The organism is Fusicatenibacter saccharivorans (assembly GCF_027667425.1).
Lineage (GTDB): Bacteria > Bacillota > Clostridia > Lachnospirales > Lachnospiraceae > Fusicatenibacter > Fusicatenibacter saccharivorans.
Genome location: NZ_JAQEGR010000026.1, coordinates 1 through 20,216, shown reverse-complemented (window position 1 = coordinate 20,216; position 20,216 = coordinate 1). Strand labels below are relative to the sequence as shown.

The window sequence follows — 20,216 nt, the reverse complement described above, 5'->3', positions numbered from 1 at the left end:
ATACTTCGGGAGATTTTAAGCGGCTCTATGGCTGTAATTTTACCGAAAATCGCCCCGAAACCATACACTAAAACGGGAGGAAGCGCAATATGCCGAGAATGAGCAAAAAGAGGAAGTATGAGCTTTCCTTTTACCTCAATGACCGGGGGCGTGTCACTTACAACGAATTATGCCGGAAATGCCAGCATGGGTGCAAGCAGAGCTTCCGGGCGGTTGTGATTGACTGCCCCTGTTATTTATCCAAACGAGCAAAGAAAAAGGAGGAACACACAGAATGAATTTTGAATTTATGACGATAGACACACCATTGCCGCCCTGTATGCCTTTTCCCAGAGCGTTGACAGGATTTCCAGTCAGCAGCACCGCAAAGGTCATGTACTGCCGGATGCTGGACGCTATGCTCTCCAAAGGGCAGGAGGACGAGAACGGAATCCTCTTTGTCTGCTTCCCTGTCACAGCCATTGCCGCAGTCCTGTCCCGCAGCTCCATGACGGTCAAGCGTTCTCTGAATGAACTGGAAACTGCCGGACTTATCATGCGGGTGCGTCAGGGCATTGGAGAACCAAACCGGATTTATGTGCTGATACCGGGAAAGGAGGACGCTGCCCTTGCCTGATACCTCAAAGCTGGAAAAACTCAATCGGGAGTTGGAAAAAAGCGAAAAGAAACTGCGGAAAGCCATCAATGATGAAAAGGCATTGCAGCACCAGTTGAAACAGCTTACCCGAAAGGAACGGACGCACCGGCTCTGTACCCGTGGCGGTATGCTGGAAAGTTTTCTGCAAGAGCCGGAACGCCTGACAGATGATGATGTCATGCTGTTGTTGAAACTCATTTTTCACAGACAGGACACGCAGGAACTATTGAAAAAACTGCTGGAACGGGAGATGCCGGAACCCCCTTAGTTTACTAAGGGCGCAATTATACACCACCCAAAGGTTGGTGCATTGCGTTCTCCGAAGGCTCCTCGCCGGAGGGCTGTGATTTTCCGCAGTCATGGTCTGCTCCAAATCATACAGGGGACGCTACGCTTCCCCTGCGCTGGCTGTCGCCAGCTACCCTTTTGTGGACTTGCCGCCCGGAAACACCTTGCGCTGCAAGCTGTTCCCGTCCAGCAAGTTTTATCAGTCGAGCTATCCTTATCTACGGTAATTTAGTATAATAAGGTCAAAAAACAGAACGCTATCATTGTGCAACCGATATGCAACTGATAATTGCTTGATAGTTGGTGGTAGCAACACGGTAATTCAGATAGAATAAAGCCAACAAAGAAAGGAGGTCATCCAAATGTTAGTAAACATCATTATGATTGTAGTCGGAATAGTTTTCTCATGTATCTTTGTCGGCTTGCTTATCCTTGTTATTCGTGCATTGCTTAAATATATCCGTACAGAGAAATGAAGCCAACAGCAACATTAGGAGGTGGTCAAATGAAAGTAACCGTATTTATGATAATCGTTGGAATAATTTTCTTATGTATCTTTGTTGGTTTGCTTACCCTTATTGTTCGTGCATTACTCAAATATATCCATTCAAAAGATGTACGGCAGGAAAAATCCGTAGTGAGGAAATCGTTGGGTGAAGCACTCAAAGTACACAGAACACAGTGCAAAATGACGCAGGAATTTGTTGCTGAAACGATTGGTGTTAGCAGGCAGGCTGTTTCAAAATGGGAAAATGGAGTTTCCCATAGTTAAAGATACCACACCAAACATAACAACACCACGCTTATACGGGACTTAGCACACCCCAAAAGAACATACAGAAATCCCCCATAAGCAACAAGGTTTGCTTTATGGGGGATTTCTTGTTTTAATTGTCGTTTTTGATATTATTCAACAGTCTCAATAGAATCCACAATGCTCATTCTTGCAATAGAACGCAGAGGAATTGCCGTTGCAAGCAGGCAGGCCACAATAGAAATAATCGCAGCTTCCACAATCGCCATAACCGGAACAGCGACAAGCTGTAAAGCATCGGTCTGTGCTGCTCCGACAAAGATACAGCAGACATAGCCAAACACTGCTCCAATCACTGACGCAATGATACCGTAATAAGCGCCCTCCCACAGAAATGTTTTATAAAGGCTTGCGGCACTCATTCCAATAGCCCGCTGCATCCCGATTTCACCGACACGAGTATGAATATTGCTGTAAACGGTATTGATGATGTTCAGGATGCCAATGATACCGATAAAGATGATAAGCACCCAGCACAGCATTTTGATCTGTTCAAAGCTTTCTATCATCTCATTGCTGCTTTGGAGATAGGAAAGCCAATGTGTTCCTGGATAATTGCTGCACCAGCTATCCAACCAGCTTTCAAAGGTATCTGTATCGGCGTTATCCTGTAATGTAGGATAGACTTCTGAATAACTGTCGTTTCCGAGCAGTGAACAGTATATTTCGTCATTCACGATGAGTTGAACACCATTCGTAAAGCCATCATTATTGATTGTGATTGCTGTATCGATCAATCCTAATACAGGAAGTGTTCTGTCTCCCAGTTGAATGGTATCACCTACGGTAAGATCAGTCTGCTGAACAGTTGTATCTCCATAAGAAAAGGCAATGGGATTTTTTACAAGGCAGCCTGTTCCATCTTTCAAAGCCTGTTTATCCTGAGCAGACAAGTTAGGAGCATAGATTTGTAATTGTGCTTCATCCACATTTACAAGCTGCAAGGTTTCATGGCTCTGTACGGAAAGATCAGTTTCAAAGGGCAGTATATCACCGGCACCTGGCATAAATACAGAAAGCCGTGTAGTGGAAACACTTTCTACTGCGTCATTTTCCGCTAATGTTTTTACGGCTTCTGATGGGATGCCAACGGTTTCATTTGTAACTGCATAGTCGCTGAAATACATGTCCTGAACGGAACTGCTGGCATCAAGCAGCCCTGTAAAGCTCTGCAAGGCAACAAATACGGTAATACTCATAACCAAAGACAGAATGGTAACTGCTGTTCTTCCACGCCCTCGTTTTAGGTTGAGCCTTGCATAATAGGCTTCAAAATTACGGATGTTGCGGTTCCTTTTTATCCTGCGTTTGATTTTCACAGTCTGCCCCGACATAGCAACAGTAGGAGATACATGGGATGCGTACCGGGCAGCAGGAAAGGCAGCCAGCAGAGCAAACAGAAGTATGACTGCGATACTGGCAAAGAGCATCGGTAGTTTTACCGTACTGGCGGTGTTGATTGCAGAGTTCAATTCGGAAGTGCTGTTTGCCATGAACAGATCGGGATTGAGAAGCCCCGTAGCCGCAATCAATACACCTTTTGCCGACAATATACCGAGCAGCAATCCGATAGGAATACCGGCTCCACAGAGAATCAAAAGCTGCAAAGAAACCAAACGATAGATTTGCCCTCGTTCTCCACCAATCGCACGAAGTGTTCCGTATTCTTTGATGCGTTTTGTGATAGAGATTTTCAGAATGTTGTAGATTACCAGCCCAGCCGCCAGCAAGACCAGAACACCCACCAAAATACACGCCGCAGTCATAAATGAAAATCCCGTACCGGTATCGCTGTCTGCCGCTTCATCATAGGAAATACCAATAGCGTCAAGCAAAACCCAGTTATATTGGATATACCGTTCATCCACGTTCAAATCTTCTGCGAGAGCATAAATGATGCTTTGAAAATTTTGCTTGTCATAAGTCTTAAAATCTGTGGAATAAAGCAGATACTCTTCTGGCAACAGTTCTTCTGCGGTTCCCTCACCGACAATCCCCTCAACCGTACCAGATGCGTAGCCGATATAGCTGCTTTCCAGAATGCCCGTCAATACAAAATCAGCAGAATATTCTAACTCTGACAGCGATCCATCCATAACGGAAACACTCAAATCCAGAGAAACGGTATCGCCAATTACAGCGTCCAATCCAAGATATTGAAGCGCATCCTCCGACAGGGCAATCTCAATCGCTTCCTCTGGTAATCGTCCCTCTTTTACGTTTCCGATTGCCGGGTACATAGATAATGCGTTATCGTGATATTCCCGAAGATATAAAGATAAACTACTGTTGCCTAATGGTGTGCTGCCGATAAAGATCGTATCGCCTACATCATATAGGCGATCATCTTCATGCAGCTTTTGCGCTTGTTCCTTGCCAAGCTGATGAAAGGTTGCATAACGGTTTCCGTTCAGACCCGCCGCCTGCTGAATACGCATGGATTGCAATATACCAATAGACTGACCGATCACTGTCGTCATAATCGTGGACATGATAACTGCAACCAAGATCAGGATTGCCGTGATTTTCTGTGCTTTCAGTTCTTTCCATGCAAGAGCTAAATAAGATTTCATCTTGCTGTCACCTCCGAAAGAACACCGTCCACAATTACAAATTGCCGGTCTGCCATTCTTGCAATGCGGCTGTCGTGAGTGATGATAACAAGCGTTTTCCCCATCTTTTTCCATATGCTTTGCAGCATTTCCATAACCTCGCCGCCGCTCTTGCTGTCCAGATTTCCAGTCGGTTCGTCAGCAAAAATAATATCCGGCTTTGCGATCAGGGCGCGGGCAATCGCTACACGCTGTTGCTGACCGCCGGAAAGTTCATGGGGCAAATGGGTCAGCCGTTCACGAATACCTAACAAATCCGTAAGCTGATTTAGATATACTTCGTCCGGCTGCTTTTTGTCCAGAAGCAGGGGCATGATGATGTTTTCTTTTGCGGTCAGCACAGGGAGAAGATTGAATTGCTGAAAGATAAATCCGATGCGCCGACGGCGAAATGAGGACAGTTCTTTGTCATTAAAACGATAAATGTCTTTTCCATCGTATGTCAGACTGCCGGAAGTCGGCTTGTCCAGTCCAGACAGCAGGTGGAGCAAGGTACTTTTGCCGCTGCCAGATGGTCCCATAATAGAAATAAAATCGCTGGATGCAATTTCAAGGTTGACTTTATCCAACGCAACGACACGGCTCTCGCCGCTGCCGTAGATTTTCGATAGTTCCTTTGCTTCAATGTTCATAAAAAACACTCTCCTTGTTTATAATATAAGGAGAGTGTAAAACAGAAATCTCAAAAAACGCTCAAGGTTTCTGATTTATTTGGAAAGAAGCAGTAGCCGTTGCGCCATAACTTTTGCTGTTTTCCAGTGTAAGTGTTCCTCCATGCTTCAGACATAGTATCTGGCTGCTGTATAGCCCCATACCAAAGTGTGCGGAGTCTTCTTTCATTTTTCCAAACGGTTTCGGGCCGCTTTGTATTAACTCCACAGGATAGCCTGGCCCATCGTCTGTAACTGATAGATGCAAGAAGTTTCCTTTCCGTTCCAAATGAATTTCAATTTTACTCTTTGCAAACCGAGCCGCATTTCCAATTAGATTTTCAGCAACGGTTAAAACCAATCCATGATCTAATTGTATTGTCCCCTTATCAGGTGCGGAAACAGACGGTTCTAATGCTCCTGCAAGAATTTTTGCTGTTTCCTCTAATTCAGAATGTAGCAGTGAATAGGAATACTCGTTTATCCGCACCGGCATTTGTTCTAATCGTTGGATGCTACTCATAGCTTCTGCATACTGTTCAATCCGTAATGTATAGCTTTCCAATCTGTCAATGGCTTGTTCATCTGCTGTTCCCTGCCGCAGTAATTTTATAGTTCCCTTTAAGACCGTGATCGGATTGCGCAAGTCATGGGAAAAGGCGGCATTTAGCCTTTTCCGTTCTTCTGCCTGCCGCCACAGTTCCTGATTTGATTTCAGAAGTTCTTCGCGCATAGTATCAAAGGCGGTGCAGAGCTGCCCCAATTCATCATCAGAATGGACAGGCATAGAAAAGTCAAGGTCATGGTTCCGAATCCGTGAAATCCCATTCCGTAGCGTGGAGATCGGCTGTTTCAATTTGATATGATAATATAATATGCCGGATAGAGCCAGCCCGCCCATAGGGAGAACAATGCAGGACACAATTTGAATGATTCCAAGCATGGACAATATATTTTGCTGGGTCTCTGTGGGGGTTTCCATTTTAACGATTGAACCGTCTGCTAAAATTTCTATTCCACCGGAGGGAAAGTTGCTGCTGATTGAATTGCATATCATAAAGACTAAGCCTAACATCAGGAGAGCCACCAAAACACAGGAAGCAGATAGGACGAGAAAAGTTTTCTTTAATTCCATATTTTTCAGACGTTCCACCGATAACCACACCCCCAAACTGTATCAATATAACTGTGAAGCGTACAAGCAGCCAGCTTCGCCCGGATTTTCCTGATATGTTCCATGACAGTATCACTGTTACCCTCGCCGTCAAGTCCCCACACTGTTTCATAAATACGCTCCCGGTCAAATACCTGTCCGGCATTCAGCGAAAGCAGCTCCACAATATCAAATTCCCTTTTTGATAAAGCAACAGGTTCACCCGCCACTGTGACGGTTCGGGCTGAATAATCAATCGTCAGTTCACCAAAGAAGCGAATTGTCGCTTTATTCCTGTGTCGCTGCTCCCTCCTCAGATGTGCGGCAACTCTCGCCCCTAATTCGTCCAAATCAAAAGGCTTAATGATATAATCGTCGGCACCTGCCTGAAAGCCGATGATTTTATCGGCAGATTCGACCCTTGCCGTCAAAAAAAGAATGGGGCAAGTAATAAGCTCCCGAATTTTCTGACAAAGGGTCAATCCGTCTATGTCCGGCATATTGATGTCGAGCAGGATTAAATCGGGCTGTCTTGCTAATTTTTGAAGTGCTTCATTTCCGCAATAAGCGGTCAACACCTCATATTGAGAAGAAAAATAACTCGCCATCATATCTACAATTCCCGGTTCATCATCAACAATAAGAAGCCTTTGTTTCATGCTATCATCTCCATTTGCAATTCATAATATTTATCGTAACAGCCAAATCTCAAAAAACGCTCAAACTTTTGCCGTCAGGAAAGTATAAAATCAATAGACTGATAAATTTATTATAATATTACTCTGCTGATACAGCCAGTCCGTAAATTCTTTCGGGCTGGCTGTCTTTTCTTTTACAGCCTTTTTTCTCTTCAATGCTTCTTTCTTGAACGCTTCAAAAGCAGTCAGCATTTCTTCCAGCTGGTCAGCCGGGAATCCCGCTGTCCTCTTCGCTTTGTTGATCTTATTGCGCCAGTTCTGGCATTCATTTTTATAAAGCAGGTCATAGTTATTTTCTCTTGCCCTCTCGTCAAATTCCCGCTTGTTTTGAAGCGCCTGTGCTTTTCGGCAATTGTCGCTGCACAGCTCATACCGCTGGCTCTTTGCCAGAAAATATTTTCCACAAACCTTGCACCGCCGGAAGCAAAGCCCCCAGTCATTCAGCCTGTTCAGATAATAGGTAATCAACGGGTAGAGGGACGCATAGGCAGACACACATTCTTCTGTGCGCCGGTTGTCCGGGAACCAGAGGTCAAGCCGGGTATCTTCTGACGGTGCGCCTTTGAAATAAAGGCTGCCAGCTTGAAAATGTTTCGGTTTTCCTGTCTCCCTGTCAAAGCTCATGGTTTCGTTATGGAATACACCGGTCAGGCTGCTCATTTTATCCATGAAGCGGTCACAGGCAGCGTTACGGTCACGGGGTTCTCTGGCAAGCAGATAGCTGTTCCAGATACGGAACGCCACATACATTTTCAGAGGGTCGTTGCTAAGATATTTCTCCCAAAGAAATTCGCTTGCCGCCTGCTCCAGCTCCGGCTGTTCCCATCGGTTGGAGTGGAGGGCTTGCCGCAGCGGAGAAAGCCCGTATAAGTTCCAGTCTCTGTCCGTGTCACGCTCAAAGTTTATCAAAAAAGTTCCCAGTGGGCGTGTCATATCACAAAGCACCTCTGCGTTTTGGCTCCCGTTCAAACGGAAGCGGATCTGCTGTTCTTCCCCAATCAAAATCCGTTCTTTCATTTTCTTCCTGTCCAGCGTCAGGACAAACAAAATCCTTTCAAAACATGGCTCATGCCGTATAAATTGATTCTCCATCCCTATCCCCTGCCTTTGTTTATGGTAATTATATAATTTAGTTATATCCATTACACTCATGGTATCGCAGAAGCATTGTTTTGTCAAGGATAGTCCGCTATGATGATTGCAGTTGGTAATTTCGTACCAAACAGTACTTTGACAAGTGAATGACCGTCCAAAAAGGATATGACCGGCAGGAGAAGTGACGCATCCGGCGCACCAATGCAGGGAAACACCGCAGGAATGGGGCAGGAAAACGGATTTTGGGGAGAACGGCAACAGGAAGCATTTTAACCTATTTGATTTATGGGAGGAACAGAATGAACGATAAAAAGAGATTGAACAGCTACGAGGATTTACCGCTGGTTCTGGATGTGGCGGACATCCAGCGGATTATGGGAATTTCAAGAGCGAGCGCCTATGAGCTGGTACACACCCCCGGCTTTCCGGCGTTCCGCAGGGGCAGGCTTATCAAGGTCAGCAAGATTGCTTTCTTTGAATGGATGGCAAAAGGCTCCGAAACCGTACCGGGAAGTGACAAATAAGCGTGAGGTATCATTCCCTGACTGCAATACTGCCGCACTTTCCAAAGGGGCATACAGAGGGAAAAACCTTAAAAATGATACCGAGACGCTACACCAAAACAGCCTATCTGCGTACATCAGATAGAAACGGAGAAAGGAGCCGGTTATGGCAAGAATGAGCAACAAGCGACGGCTGGAATGGTCTTTCTTCTTAAATGACCGCAGCCGTATCACTTACAACGAACTGTGCCGGAAATGCCAGCACGAATGTAAACAGAGCTTCCGGGCGGTTGTGGTTGACTGCCCGAAGTATCTTTCCAAGCGTTCCAAGAAAAAGGACAAGACTGCCGGAAACGGCAAAATCCCTTAGGAACTAAGGGCGCACTTCTATACATAGTCTAAAGACCATGTATCGTGCGTCCTGCGGAGCTTACCTCTGCCGCTGATAAAATCAGCAATCCGAGGTCTGCGTTCGCTTTGCTCCGACAAGGTGGCTACACCCCCTTGCGCCGCTAAAGCGGCTATCCCCTGTGTACCCGCCGCAAAGAGAAATCCGCTCTGTGGTTTTCCCTTTTCATCGGGCTTTATAGAAGCACTGACACAGACTGTCTGCGGATGGTCTTTCTTTATCTTATAAGCAAAGGATGTGAGAACATGGAAAAATCTTTGGAACAGTTAAAGCAGGAATATGAAAAAACCACTGTCCTGCTGGAACGGGAAAAACGGAAAATGCAGCGTTTGAAAAACCGGCAGGCGTATCTGGAAAGCGGTTCCCGGAAACAGAGGACGCACCGGCTGATTACCCGTGGGGCAGCCGTTGAGAGCATTGTGCCACAGACAAAGGAGCTGACCGAAACGGAATTTTATTCCCTCATGGAAAGCATTTTGAATCTGCCGCAGGCGGAGCCTTTCATCCGGTCTGCCGCAGAAAACCACGCCCGTATTTCCGGGCAGGAGAAAGGCGGTGACTAAGGATAGCACTTTATCATTTTTCAATCGCACAGATAAAGCGCAGCGCCGGTCAGAGCGCCATTGCAAGCGCAGCCTACCGAGCCGGGGAGCGTCTTTACAGCAGCTACTATGGAGAAGTCAGCGACTACACCAAAAAGGGCGGCGTGATCGCTTCGGAAATCATGCTGCCGCCCCATGCGCCGGAAATATATCTTGACCGGGCGACCCTCTGGAATGCTGTGGAGAACTGCGAGAAACATCCAAAAGCACAGCTTGCCTATTCATTTGATATTGCCATGCAGAATGAATTGACGCTGGAAGAAAACATGGAGCTGGCGAGGAAGTTCGTGCAGGAGCAGTTTGTGGCAAAAGGCATGATTGCCGATCTTGCTTTTCACAGTCCGGAGAAAGAGGACGGCGGTATCCCAAACCCGCATTTCCATGTGATGACAACAATGCGCCCTTTGAACCCGGATGGCACATGGGGACAAAAACAGCGGCGGGAATATCTTCTTGATGAAGATGGAAACCGAATCCGGGATAAAAATGGCGATTATATGTTTAATGCTGTCCACACAACAGACTGGCACGAGCCGGAAACACTGGAACACTGGCGGGAGCAGTGGGCGGCTGCCGTTAATACAAAATTTGAGGAAAAAGGACTGGATGTGCGTATCGACCACCGTTCCTATGTGCGGCAGGGGCTTGACCTGATACCTACTGTCCACGAGGGAGCTAATGTCCGGCAGATGGAAGCAAAGGGCATCCGCACCGAGAAAGGGGAACTGAACCGCTGGATTAAAGCCACCAACCGGCTCATGCAGGATGTGAGGAAGAAGATCAAAGCCCTGTTTGTCTGGATGGCAGAGGTAAAAGAAGAACTTTCCAAACCACAGACACCGAACCTTGCCGACCTGCTGATCGCTTATTACAACCAGCGCAACGCAGGGGCATGGAGCAATAAAGCCAGAACCGGAAACTTAAAGCAGTTTGCCGAAGCCGTCAATTATCTGACGGAAAACAAGCTGCTCACATTAGAGGATTTGCAGGAGCGTCTTTCCTCTGTCAGTGAAGAATTTGAAGCATTAAGCGGCTCCATGAAAAAGAAATCTGCCAGGATAAAGGAATTGCAGGAATTGATACGGGAGGGCGAGAATTACCAGCGGCTAAAACCTGTCCATACGGAATTGAACAATATCAAGTTTAAGAAACAGAGGGAGAAATTTGAAACATCCCACGATGCGGAGTTACGGCTGTTTTATGCCGCCCGCCGTATTCTGAAAGAAAAACTGGACGGAAAACCCATTGCCCTGAAAGCATGGAAACAGGAATACGCACAGTTAAAAACAGAGTATGCCGAACTGTCTCCGCAGCACAAGCCACTCCGGGAGGAAGTCATACGGCTGCGGCAGGTGCAGAACGCCGTAGATACCGCACTGCGCCGGAGGGAGCAGCCACAGGAAGTACAGAGAAAGAAACATGAGATGGAGCTATGATATAACCGGCAGCTTTACCGCTACCGGTATTTTTACGGAGGGAGCATTTGAATGTATTTGAAGCGGTGAAACAGTCTGTTACCACACGGCAGGCTGCTTCATTCTATGGAATCCGGGTGGGGAGAAACGGCATGGTCTGCTGTCCATTCCACAATGACCGCACGCCCAGCATGAAAGTGGACAGCCGCTTTTACTGCTTCGGCTGCGGGGCTTCCGGGGATGTGATCGACTTTGCCGCTTTGCTGCATGGATTGGGGAAACGGGAAGCTGCGGTCAGGCTTGCGGAGGACTTCGGCGTTTCCTATGAGAAATCCGGCAATGCGCCGCCAGATAGGAAGCGTCACAACAGGTCACAGCCCCGGCAAAAATCAGCGGAGCAGAGATTTCAGGAAACGGAACGGTATTGTTTCCGGGTGCTATGCGATTATCAGCGCCTGCTGGAGCATTGGAAAACAGCATACGCCCCACAGCCGCAGGATGCCATCTGGCATCCTCTTTTTGTGGAAGCGTTGCAGAGGATAAGCTACACAGAATACCTTTTGGATATTTTGTTATACGGAGAAATAGAAGAAAAAGCGGCATTGATCGCCGCACAGGGAAAGGAGGTGCTGCGGCTTGAACAGCGAATTTCAGAGCTTGCCGCCGGAAACGCAGGAAGCGGTCAAAAGGACGATGGACACAATGGAACCGGCGCAGACACCGGAAGAAATCCGGGAGACATTAGAGGGGACGCAGAAAGGCGGCGTGAAGAACAGCATCCGAAACTGCCTGACGGTGTTCCAGCGTGACCCGCTGTTTCGTGGGGCGCTGCGTCTGAACCTTTTGACGGAGCAGATTGACATTGTGAAGCCGCTAGGCTGGGAGCGCACCAGTACCACGCTGACCGACATGGACATGAACTACCTGCTTTTGTATCTGGAAGAAAATTACGGGCTTATCAGCGAGAAAAAGGTGCAGAGCGCCATCAAGATTGTTGCCAATGAAAACCGCTACCATCCGGTCAGGGATTACCTGAACAACCTGCAATGGGACGGCACAGAGCGCATCCGTTATGCCCTGCATCACTTTCTGGGAGCCGATACGGACGAATACACTTATGAAGCCTTGAAACTGTTCCTGATGGGAGCCATCCGGCGGGTATTCAGACCGGGGAGCAAGTTTGAGGTCATGCTCTGTCTGGTTGGTGGTCAGGGAGCCGGGAAATCTACCTTTTTCCGGCTGCTGGCAGGCAGGGACGAATGGTTTTCAGACGATTTGAAGAAGCTGGACGATGAAAATGTGTACCGCAAGCTTCAAGGGCATTGGATTATCGAGATGTCGGAGATGATCGCCACAGCCAACGCCAAGAGTATTGAGGAAATCAAGTCATTCTTAAGCCGCCAGAAAGAAACCTACAAAGTGCCGTATGAGACACATCCGGCAGACCGGCTGCGGCAATGTGTATTTGGAGGGACGACCAACCGGCAGGACTTTTTACCCCGTGACCGCACCGGCAACCGGCGCTTTCTCCCCGTGACGGTGTACCCGGAACGGGCGGAGGTTCACATACTGGACGATGAAGCGGCGGCGAGGGCGTATATCGAACAGATGTGGGCGGAAGCCATGACGGTTTACCGCAGTGGGAAGTATAAGCTGTCATTCAGCATGGAAATGAACCGATACCTGAACGCCCATCAGCAGGACTTCATGCAGGAGGACACACAGGCTGGCATGATCTACGCCTATTTGGAGGACTACACCGGCGACAGGGTATGTTCCAAGCAGCTTTATGAGGAAGCGCTGGGGAACTTAAATTCCCCGGCAGACTGGGAGACACGGGCAATCTGCGAGATTATGAATACCGGCATTGCGGGCGGCATCATACAGGGCTGGGCAGCCTACAAAAGCCCGAAGCGGTATAAGAAATACGGTTCTCAAAAAGGCTGGGAGCGTGTCAACCAAGACCCGCCGGAGGGGGACGGTTTTCAGGAAATCACGGAAGAAGAAGCCCGGCAAATGGAACTGCCATTCTGAAAAGCCACCGGTTGACAGTTTGGTTAACGCTTCGGTTGACAGCCGGTTGACGGGGAAAAGCCTGATATTTGGGGCATTTCTCTCCTTTGTCAACCATGTCAACCAAGAAATCAAAGAAAAAGTAAAAAGTAATCATAGAGCGCCTATGGATTGTTTTCAAAGTCTTTTCTGCCGGTTGACACAGTTTGGTTGACATGGAGACAGTCTGCGGCTGTACACCTGCCTGACATTCCCTTGTCGGGCATATTTCATTTATGGAGGTAACTGCCTATGGCAAAAAGCAAAAACGAGAGCAATAACAAAAACAGCGGCACCCTGCTTACCGAAAAAGACGGCACCCAGTATTTTGTCATGGGGAAAGTCCGTATCAAAGTATCGGAGCATTTCGCACAGGATGGGAAGCCGCTTGACAGTCTGCTGGAAGATGTGATCCAGCACGCTGCCGCCGCTTCCTGAAAAAATACGGAATAACGACTGTCAATCAGCCCACGCTTATGATATACTTGTACCAGCGAGTATTGTATAAGCGTGGGTTGTTTCTTTTAGAAGGAGGATTTTTAACCGTGAAACAACCATACAATACAACGATTTATAACACTGCACTATATTTGAGATTGAGCCGTGACGATGAATTACAGGGGGAAAGCGGCAGTATCCAGACCCAGCGCATGATGCTTAGGCAGTATGCCGCAGAGCATGGGCTGACCGTTGTAGACGAGTACATTGACGATGGATGGAGCGGGACAAATTTCGAGCGTCCAAGTTTCCAAAGGATGATTGATGACATCGAGGACGGGAAAATCAACTGCGTTGTCACAAAGGATTTATCCCGTCTGGGAAGAAACTATATCCTGACCGGTCAGTACACGGAAATCTATTTCCCCAGCAAGGGAGTACGCTACATTGCCATCAATGACAATGTGGACACCATCAACGGAGAAAGCGAGCTTGCCCCGTTCTTAAACATCCTGAATGAAATGCACGCCCGACAGACCAGCAAAAAGGTCAAGGCTGCCATGCACACAAGATTTGCCAATGGCGCACACTATGGAGCCTATGCACCGCTGGGCTATGTAAAAGACCCGGACAAAAAAGGTCATCTTCTGATCGACCCGGAAACACGCTGGATTGTAGAGAAGATTTTTGACCTTGCCGTACACGGGAGGGGTGCCGCCAGCATTACACGGATTCTGGTGGAAGAAAAAGTACCTACCCCCGGCTGGCTGAACTATGAAAGATATGGGACTTTCGCCAATATCTACGCCGGTGCGCCCGCAGAAAAAGCCTATGCGTGGACGATAGCACAGGTCAAGAGCATTTTGAAAGAGGAAACCTACATCGGTCACAGCGTTCACAACAAGCAGAGCAACATTTCATTCAAGAACAAGAAAAAGGTGCGGAAGCCGCAGGAAGAATGGTATCGTGTGGAAAATACCCACGAAGCCATCATTTCCGAAGAAGTGTTCCAAAAAGTTCAGGAGCTGATTGCAAGCAGACGCAGACGACAGAAGAATGGCACAACGCAGATATTTTCCGGGCTGGTAAAATGTGCGGACTGCGGATGGTCATTGGCTTATGGTGTAAACAGCCAGAACAAAAATCCCTATGCACACTACCATTGCAGTAAGTACGGACAGGGATTACGCCAGTGTTCCATGCACTATATCCGCTATGATGTACTGTATGCCTATGTGCTTGCAAGACTGCAATACTGGTCTATGATGGTACAGAAAGACGAGGACAAGCTGCTGAAACGGCTGCTCAATGCCAGCGACAGGGAAAGAAACTCTGCGAAGAAAAAGCAGGCTGCGGAGCTGAAAAAGGCAGAGAAGCGTAAAGCCGAGGTTGACGGGCTGTTTGCTAAAATGTATGAGGACTGGTCTGCCGGACGCATAACCGAGTATAACTTCAATATGCTGTCCGAGAAGTACCAGAACGAGCAAAAGGAACTTGAAACAAAAATAAGACAGCTTCACGAAACGATGGAAGCCGCCGTACAGACCGCAGCGGATGCTGAAAAGTGGATTGCCCTAATGAAACAGTATGTCAACCCTGTGGAGCTGACCGCCGAACTTCTGAACACTCTAATTGAAAAAATAACCGTCCACGAAGCTGTCAAGGGCGAGGACGGAAGTCGTGAGCAGGAAGTAGAAATCTACTACCGCTTCATCGGCAAAATCGACTGACCTTTCTTTTTTACCCAACAATATCTTTAATTAAGGGAAACGGGAACATCCGACCCTTCCACATCAAATCTTTTTGCACTTGCAAAACTTTACGGTATTTCTGTTGAAGAATTACTAAAAGAAGTTGAATAATCTTCATGCAGATATTTTATTTCATCATCGGGCCACCCTGACCCGAACTTTCAAAACTGAATACCAGCCGCCCACCGGCGGCACCACCGAGCAGGAAATCTGAAAAGGTCTCCTGCTTTTTTTCTGCCCCAAATGAGGTGGTAAAACGCCACCCCATCCACCAATTACCGAAAGGAGGGACACGAAATGCCCTGCCCACACAACGAAATCACGATTGTTCAGCGCAGCCAGCGACAGTCTGCGGTTGCCGCCGCTGCTTACCAAAGCGGCGAAAAGCTGTTCTGTGAATACGACCAGCAAGTGAAGCACTACCCGGAAAAGCGTGGTATTGTCCACAATGAAATCTTGCTTCCGGCAAATGCCCCACGGTCGTATGCAGACCGCAATACTTTATGGAACGCCGCCGAAGCGGTGGAGAAGCAATGGAATTCCCAGCTTGCAAGGCGGTGGGTGCTTACCATCCCCAGAGAGATACCGCCCGACCAGTACGCCGCCCTTGTCCGGGATTTCTGCAATCAGCAGTTTGTTTCCAAAGGAATGTGCGTGGATTTTGCCATCCATGACAAAGGGGACGGAAACCCTCACGCTCATGTCATGCTGACTATGCGGGCAATGGATGAACATGGGAAATGGCTTCCCAAGAGCCGCAAGGTTTATGACCTTGACGAGAACGGGGAACGGATAAAACTTCCGTCCGGCAGATGGAAAAGTCACAAGGAAGATACGGTTGACTGGAACGACCGCAAGTATTGTGAAATCTGGCGGCATGAATGGGAGATCATCCAGAACCGCTATCTGGAAGCCAACAACCGCCCGGAGCGGGTGGATCTCCGTTCTTATGAAAGACAGGGGCTTGATATTATCCCTACCGTCCATGAGGGTGCTGCTGTCCGGCAGATGGAAAAGCGAGGGATTCAGACCAACATCGGAAATCTGAACCGGGAAATCAAAGCCGCCAACAGCCTGATGAAGTCTATCCGGCAGCTTATTAAAAATCTCAAAGGCTGGATTATCGAGCTTAGTGAAAAACGAAAAGAACTGCTTGCGGAAAAAGCTGCGGAGGAAGCGGTATTTCTTCCCAATCTGTTGATGAAGTACATGGAGGTACGAAAGGCAGAACGGAGCGACTGGACACGGGCGGGACAAAACCGTGGAACTTCCAAAGACTTAAAGGCAGTCAGCGAAGCCCTGTCCTATCTTCAGAGAAAGGGACTTTCCACCGTGGAGGATTTGGAAAACTTTATAGAAACGTCCGGGAAATCTGCCGCCGACTACCGAAAGCAGATGAAGCCAAAGGAAACCCGCAGCAACGTGATTGACGCTATCCTTGCCGCCCGGACGGACTGTAAGGAATGTAAGCCCGTTTATGAGAAATACCAGAAGATATTTTTCAAGAAAACTAAGGAAAAATTCAAGCTGGAACACCCGGAGGTTGCCCGGTTTGAGAAAGCCAGTGCCTACCTTGCCAAGCACCCGGATGATAAGGACAGCACGAAAAAGGAGCTTTTGCAGGAACAGGCGAAGCTTGTGGGCGAAATCGCAGACTTGAAAGTACCGTTGACCGAGGTGCAGGAAGATTTGAAGAAGCTGCGGGACATCCGCTACTGGGTACGGAAAGCCACACCCGGCACAGAGGAAAGCAAAGAGCCGCCCAAGAAGCAGCCCCTCAAAGAAGTCTTGCAGGATAAGGCTGACGAGAAGAAAGCACAGAAAAACGCCCCGGCGCAGACGAAACACAAACAACAGGATATGGAACTTTAACAGGCACTTGCCATTTTCAGATTGAGAATGATAAGTGCCTTTTCTTTTTTACAAGGAGGAATTGATTTGAATGTATTTGAAGCTGTGAAGCAGTCCGTTACGACAAGACAGGCTGCGGAGCATTACGGAATCCGGGTAAACAGAAACGGGATGGCTTGCTGCCCGTTCCACAACGATAAGACCCCCAGCATGAAGCTGGACAAGCGTTTCCACTGCTTCGGATGTGGTGCAGATGGGGATGTGATTGATTTTGTAGCTGCCCTGTACGGGCTGGGGAAAAAGGAAGCCGCCGCACAGTTGGCGAGTGACTTCGGGCTTGCCTATGAGGACTGGAAGCCACCGGGCAGGGCAAGGAAGCCCAAGCCCCGGCAGAAATCCCCGGAAGAACAGTTCCGGGAAGCAAAGGCACATTGCTTCCGTGTCCTTGCCGATTATCTACACCTCTTACGGGTATGGAAAACCGACTATGCCCCGCACTCCCCGGAGGAAGCGTTTCATCCCCGGTTCGTGGAAGCCTTGCAGAAGCAAGCCCATGTGGAATATCTGCTGGATGTGCTGCTGTTCGGGGAGACAGAGGAAAAAGCGGTTTTGATTATGGACTACGGAAAGGATGTGATACAGCTTGAACAGCGAATGGCAGAGCTTGCAGCCGCAGACGCAGCAAGAACTAAAAAACACCATGAACGCCATGCAGCCGCCCCAGAGCGTTGAGGAAGTAAAGGCAACTCTGGAAACCACCGAGAAAGGCGGCGTCCGCCAGAGCATACGGAACTGCCTGACCGTATTCCAGCGTGACCCTGTGCTTGCCGGGGCAATCGCCTACAACATCCTGACCGACCGCAAGGACATCATAAAGCCCATCGGTTTTCACAGAGAAAGCACAGCCCTGACCGATACGGACATGAAGTATCTGCTTCTCTATCTGGAGGAAACCTACGGGCTTACCAGTGAGAAAAAGATTGAAACCGCCATCGGGATTGTGGCGAATGAGAATAAGTACCACCCCATCCGGGATTTTCTGAACAGCCTTGCATGGGACGGGACTGAGCGCATCCGCTTCTGTCTGCGGCACTTTCTGGGAGCTGATGTGGACGATTACACCTATGAAGCCTTGAAGCTGTTCATGCTGGGGGCGATTACAAGGGCATTTAAGCCCGGAAGCAAGTTTGAAATCATGCTGTGTCTGGTAGGCGGTCAGGGGGCTGGCAAATCCACCTTCTTCCGGCTGCTGGCAGTCCGGGACGAGTGGTTTTCCGATGATTTGCGGAAGCTGGACGATGATAACGTGTACCGCAAGCTGCAAGGTCACTGGATAATTGAAATGTCGGAAATGATGGCAACCGCCAATGCCAAGAGCATTGAGGAAATCAAGTCCTTTCTAAGCCGCCAGAAAGAGGTTTACAAAATTCCCTATGAAACTCACCCGGCAGACCGCCCCCGTCAATGCGTGTTCGGCGGCACTTCCAACGCCCTTGACTTTCTCCCCCTTGACCGTTCCGGCAACCGCCGATTTATCCCGGTCATGGTGTACCCGGAGCAAGCCGAGGTTCACATTTTGGAGGACGAAGCCGCTTCCAGAGCCTATATCAGCCAGATGTGGGCGGAAGCAATGGAGATTTACCGAAGCGGCATGTTCAAGCTGTCATTCAGCCCAGCCATGCAGCGGTATCTCAAAGAACACCAGCGGGATTTTATGCCGGAGGACACCAAAGCCGGGATGATACAGGCTTACCTTGATAAGTACACCGGGGAAACGGTCTGCTCCAAGCAGCTCTACAAGGAAGCCTTAAACCACACCTTTGATGAGCCGAAGCAATGGGAAATCCGGGAAATCAACGAGATAATGAACCAGTGCATTACCGGGTGGAACTACTTTTCCAATCCGAGGATGTTTGCGGAATACGGCAGACAAAAGGGCTGGGAGCGTGAAATCCCGGCAACGGACACCGACAACCCGCCCGAAAAATCTATGGACGGTTTTGTGGAGGTCACAGAGCAGATGGAGCTTCCATTCTGAAAATGACAGCCCGTTGCCGACTTCGTTGCTATCCCGTTGCCGAGCCGGTTGCCGGGGAAAATCCCTTATTTCCGGGCTTTTTCCCTCTCTGACAACCAAAACAACAGAAAAATAAAAGAAAAGTATAAATAGTAATCAACGCCAGATTGAGATTGTTTGCAAGGTCTTTTGAAGCCCGTTGCCGGACTTCGTTGCCGACCGTTCTCTGTCTGGCTATTTTCATGTATGGAGGATAACTGCCTATGGCGAAAAATAAGACCAAGATTGAAGTGACAACCGTATTTGACGGGGAACTGGACGCCACCGATGTGTTCGTCAGCCTGATTTCCCAGAAATACGGCAAAACAAATACAAAAGAATATCTTGCTAAAAAGAAAGATTTGAAGTATAATGAAGATGAGGTTCAACAGAGCCAGATACCGTCTGGATTGTGTGGGTAAATGGCTATGATGAACGAAATGGAATACAGAACAATCGGTTCAGCACTTGCCGGGGGCTATCGTGCGGCGGTCTATTGCAGGCTGTCAAAGGACGATGACCTGCAAGGCGAAAGTGCCAGTATCGCAAACCAGCGTGATATGCTGGAAAAATACTGCGAAAAGCAGGGATGGGAGGTTGTGGCAGTCTATCAGGACGATGGCTTCACAGGTCTTAATATGGAGCGTCCTGATTTACAGAGAATGTTGAGAGCCATTGAGCGCAGGCAAATCAACCTTGTCATCACGAAAGACCTCAGCCGACTGGGGCGTAACTATTTGCAAACAGGGCATTTGATTGAGGACTTTTTCCCAAGGAACGGTGTCCGCTATATCGCCATGAATGACGGTATCGACACCTTGCGGGATAACAACGATATTGCCCCGTTCAAAAATATCCTGAACGAGATGTATAGCAAGGATATTTCCAAGAAAGTCCATTCCTCTTATCTTCTGAAAGCGCAGAAAGGACAGTTTACCGGGTGTCTTGCCCCGTTTGGGTATCGGAAAGACCCGGAGGACAAAAACCATCTGCTCATTGACGAGGAAACCGCCCCGATTGTGCGGCTGATTTTCGGATATGCCCTAAACGGTCATGGTCCGAACTATATCCGCAGACGGCTGGAGGAAGAAAAAATCCCCTGCCCCACATGGTGGAACCGGGAACGGGGGCTTCGCAATACCCGCACCAAATGGGAAAAGAAAGACCCGGAAAACGGGCGGTATATGTGGGA

Annotated in this window: 22 protein-coding genes; 17 read left to right on the top strand and 5 right to left on the bottom strand. The window is 48.4% G+C overall.

Annotation, left to right across the window (positions count from 1 at the left end):
- Positions 1-89 precede the first annotated feature (89 nt).
- The 4 genes from PGS38_RS16645 to PGS38_RS16630 all read left to right on the top strand — a co-directional run bounded on the left by PGS38_RS16645 (position 90) and on the right by PGS38_RS16630 (position 1,697).
- Positions 90-278, top strand: a complete 189-nt coding sequence (locus PGS38_RS16645; protein WP_005927683.1) for a hypothetical protein — start codon at positions 90-92, stop codon at positions 276-278.
- Positions 275-616, top strand: coding sequence for a DeoR family transcriptional regulator (locus tag PGS38_RS16640; RefSeq protein ID WP_005927681.1), 342 nt, complete (start codon positions 275-277; stop codon positions 614-616). The genes PGS38_RS16645 and PGS38_RS16640 overlap by 4 nt, the downstream gene beginning before the upstream one ends.
- On the top strand, positions 609-905 hold the full coding sequence (locus PGS38_RS16635) for a DUF3847 domain-containing protein (protein WP_005927679.1): 297 nt from the start codon (positions 609-611) through the stop codon (positions 903-905). The genes PGS38_RS16640 and PGS38_RS16635 overlap by 8 nt, the downstream gene beginning before the upstream one ends.
- Before the next feature lie 525 nt (positions 906-1,430).
- On the top strand, positions 1,431-1,697 hold the full coding sequence (locus tag PGS38_RS16630) for a helix-turn-helix transcriptional regulator (RefSeq protein WP_046442306.1): 267 nt from the start codon (positions 1,431-1,433) through the stop codon (positions 1,695-1,697).
- Between the two features lie 134 nt (positions 1,698-1,831).
- Here the strand turns inward: PGS38_RS16630 and PGS38_RS16625 are convergent, their stop codons facing one another.
- From PGS38_RS16625 to PGS38_RS16605, 5 genes are all read right to left on the bottom strand, one after another.
- Positions 1,832-4,312, bottom strand: coding sequence for an ABC transporter permease (locus PGS38_RS16625; protein ID WP_004850550.1), 2,481 nt, complete (start codon positions 4,310-4,312; stop codon positions 1,832-1,834).
- Entirely contained in the window at positions 4,309-4,983 is a 675-nt protein-coding gene (locus PGS38_RS16620) for an ABC transporter ATP-binding protein (protein ID WP_004850548.1), read from the bottom strand. Before PGS38_RS16620 ends, PGS38_RS16625 begins: the two co-directional genes overlap by 4 nt.
- A gap of 61 nt (positions 4,984-5,044) precedes the next feature.
- Positions 5,045-6,154 carry a HAMP domain-containing sensor histidine kinase gene (locus tag PGS38_RS16615; protein WP_308796015.1) on the bottom strand — a complete coding sequence of 370 codons (1,110 nt, stop codon included), beginning with the start codon at positions 6,152-6,154 and terminating at the stop codon, positions 5,045-5,047.
- Positions 6,142-6,813: a response regulator transcription factor gene (locus PGS38_RS16610; RefSeq protein ID WP_004850543.1), complete on the bottom strand. Its 672-nt coding sequence runs from the start codon at positions 6,811-6,813 to the stop codon at positions 6,142-6,144. The genes PGS38_RS16615 and PGS38_RS16610 overlap by 13 nt, the downstream gene beginning before the upstream one ends.
- Positions 6,814-6,903: 90 nt before the next feature.
- A complete protein-coding gene (locus tag PGS38_RS16605; RefSeq protein ID WP_024730559.1) occupies positions 6,904-7,944 on the bottom strand; it encodes a DUF6076 domain-containing protein in 1,041 nt (346 codons plus the stop codon).
- 302 nt (positions 7,945-8,246) lie between these two features.
- Between PGS38_RS16605 and PGS38_RS16600 the strand changes: the two genes are divergently transcribed.
- From PGS38_RS16600 to PGS38_RS16540, 13 genes are all read left to right on the top strand, one after another.
- The gene (locus PGS38_RS16600) at positions 8,247-8,471 is read left to right on the top strand and encodes a helix-turn-helix domain-containing protein (RefSeq protein WP_005362423.1); all 225 of its coding nucleotides are present in this window, start codon (positions 8,247-8,249) and stop codon (positions 8,469-8,471) included.
- Between the two features lie 145 nt (positions 8,472-8,616).
- On the top strand, positions 8,617-8,820 hold the full coding sequence (locus PGS38_RS16595) for a hypothetical protein (protein WP_004614949.1): 204 nt from the start codon (positions 8,617-8,619) through the stop codon (positions 8,818-8,820).
- A gap of 284 nt (positions 8,821-9,104) precedes the next feature.
- Complete coding sequence (locus PGS38_RS16590; protein WP_019162597.1) at positions 9,105-9,422, top strand: DUF3847 domain-containing protein; 318 nt, start codon at positions 9,105-9,107, stop codon at positions 9,420-9,422.
- Between the two features lie 2 nt (positions 9,423-9,424).
- On the top strand, positions 9,425-10,897 hold the full coding sequence (gene mobQ, locus PGS38_RS16585) for a MobQ family relaxase (protein ID WP_072850453.1): 1,473 nt from the start codon (positions 9,425-9,427) through the stop codon (positions 10,895-10,897).
- Positions 10,898-10,944: 47 nt separating this feature from the next.
- Positions 10,945-11,685 carry a CHC2 zinc finger domain-containing protein gene (locus PGS38_RS16580; protein ID WP_044997810.1) on the top strand — a complete coding sequence of 247 codons (741 nt, stop codon included), beginning with the start codon at positions 10,945-10,947 and terminating at the stop codon, positions 11,683-11,685.
- Positions 11,570-12,910, top strand: a complete 1,341-nt coding sequence (locus PGS38_RS16575) for a virulence-associated E family protein (protein ID WP_117994939.1) — start codon at positions 11,570-11,572, stop codon at positions 12,908-12,910. Before PGS38_RS16580 ends, PGS38_RS16575 begins: the two co-directional genes overlap by 116 nt.
- A gap of 270 nt (positions 12,911-13,180) precedes the next feature.
- Positions 13,181-13,366 (top strand): hypothetical protein, encoded by a 186-nt coding sequence (locus PGS38_RS16570; protein WP_004849804.1) that lies wholly within the window; start codon positions 13,181-13,183, stop codon positions 13,364-13,366.
- A gap of 107 nt (positions 13,367-13,473) precedes the next feature.
- On the top strand, positions 13,474-15,096 hold the full coding sequence (locus PGS38_RS16565; protein WP_032508026.1) for a recombinase family protein: 1,623 nt from the start codon (positions 13,474-13,476) through the stop codon (positions 15,094-15,096).
- A 318-nt stretch (positions 15,097-15,414) separates the two neighbouring features.
- Positions 15,415-16,989 carry a MobQ family relaxase gene (gene mobQ / locus PGS38_RS16560; protein WP_118639939.1) on the top strand — a complete coding sequence of 525 codons (1,575 nt, stop codon included), beginning with the start codon at positions 15,415-15,417 and terminating at the stop codon, positions 16,987-16,989.
- Between the two features lie 66 nt (positions 16,990-17,055).
- Positions 17,056-17,700 (top strand): CHC2 zinc finger domain-containing protein, encoded by a 645-nt coding sequence (locus PGS38_RS16555; protein WP_025544160.1) that lies wholly within the window; start codon positions 17,056-17,058, stop codon positions 17,698-17,700.
- Entirely contained in the window at positions 17,669-19,006 is a 1,338-nt protein-coding gene (locus PGS38_RS16550; protein ID WP_008394605.1) for a virulence-associated E family protein, read from the top strand. The genes PGS38_RS16555 and PGS38_RS16550 overlap by 32 nt, the downstream gene beginning before the upstream one ends.
- 242 nt (positions 19,007-19,248) lie before the next feature.
- A complete protein-coding gene (locus PGS38_RS16545; RefSeq protein WP_002595176.1) occupies positions 19,249-19,446 on the top strand; it encodes a hypothetical protein in 198 nt (65 codons plus the stop codon).
- Positions 19,447-20,216, top strand: a 770-nt coding sequence (locus PGS38_RS16540; RefSeq protein WP_270476434.1) for a recombinase family protein, incomplete at its 3' end; no start/stop codon positions are given. It lies immediately after the preceding gene.

What these genes read in the sequence shown, in the direction of transcription:
- PGS38_RS16630 (WP_046442306.1), top strand. Translation starts at nt 1,431, where the DNA reads ATGAAAGTAACCGTATTTATGATAATCGTTGGAATAATTTTCTTATGT.
- PGS38_RS16640 (WP_005927681.1), top strand. Translation starts at nt 275, where the DNA reads ATGAATTTTGAATTTATGACGATAGACACACCATTGCCGCCCTGTATG.
- PGS38_RS16645 (WP_005927683.1), top strand. Translation starts at nt 90, where the DNA reads ATGCCGAGAATGAGCAAAAAGAGGAAGTATGAGCTTTCCTTTTACCTC.
- mobQ (WP_118639939.1), top strand. Translation starts at nt 15,415, where the DNA reads ATGCCCTGCCCACACAACGAAATCACGATTGTTCAGCGCAGCCAGCGA.
- PGS38_RS16550 (WP_008394605.1), top strand. Translation starts at nt 17,669, where the DNA reads ATGAACGCCATGCAGCCGCCCCAGAGCGTTGAGGAAGTAAAGGCAACT.
- PGS38_RS16600 (WP_005362423.1), top strand. Translation starts at nt 8,247, where the DNA reads ATGAACGATAAAAAGAGATTGAACAGCTACGAGGATTTACCGCTGGTT.
- PGS38_RS16620 (WP_004850548.1), bottom strand. Translation starts at nt 4,983, where the DNA reads ATGAACATTGAAGCAAAGGAACTATCGAAAATCTACGGCAGCGGCGAG.
- PGS38_RS16545 (WP_002595176.1), top strand. Translation starts at nt 19,249, where the DNA reads ATGGCGAAAAATAAGACCAAGATTGAAGTGACAACCGTATTTGACGGG.
- PGS38_RS16590 (WP_019162597.1), top strand. Translation starts at nt 9,105, where the DNA reads ATGGAAAAATCTTTGGAACAGTTAAAGCAGGAATATGAAAAAACCACT.
- PGS38_RS16570 (WP_004849804.1), top strand. Translation starts at nt 13,181, where the DNA reads ATGGCAAAAAGCAAAAACGAGAGCAATAACAAAAACAGCGGCACCCTG.
- PGS38_RS16575 (WP_117994939.1), top strand. Translation starts at nt 11,570, where the DNA reads ATGGACACAATGGAACCGGCGCAGACACCGGAAGAAATCCGGGAGACA.
- PGS38_RS16595 (WP_004614949.1), top strand. Translation starts at nt 8,617, where the DNA reads ATGGCAAGAATGAGCAACAAGCGACGGCTGGAATGGTCTTTCTTCTTA.
- PGS38_RS16625 (WP_004850550.1), bottom strand. Translation starts at nt 4,312, where the DNA reads ATGAAATCTTATTTAGCTCTTGCATGGAAAGAACTGAAAGCACAGAAA.
- PGS38_RS16605 (WP_024730559.1), bottom strand. Translation starts at nt 7,944, where the DNA reads ATGGAGAATCAATTTATACGGCATGAGCCATGTTTTGAAAGGATTTTG.
- PGS38_RS16610 (WP_004850543.1), bottom strand. Translation starts at nt 6,813, where the DNA reads ATGAAACAAAGGCTTCTTATTGTTGATGATGAACCGGGAATTGTAGAT.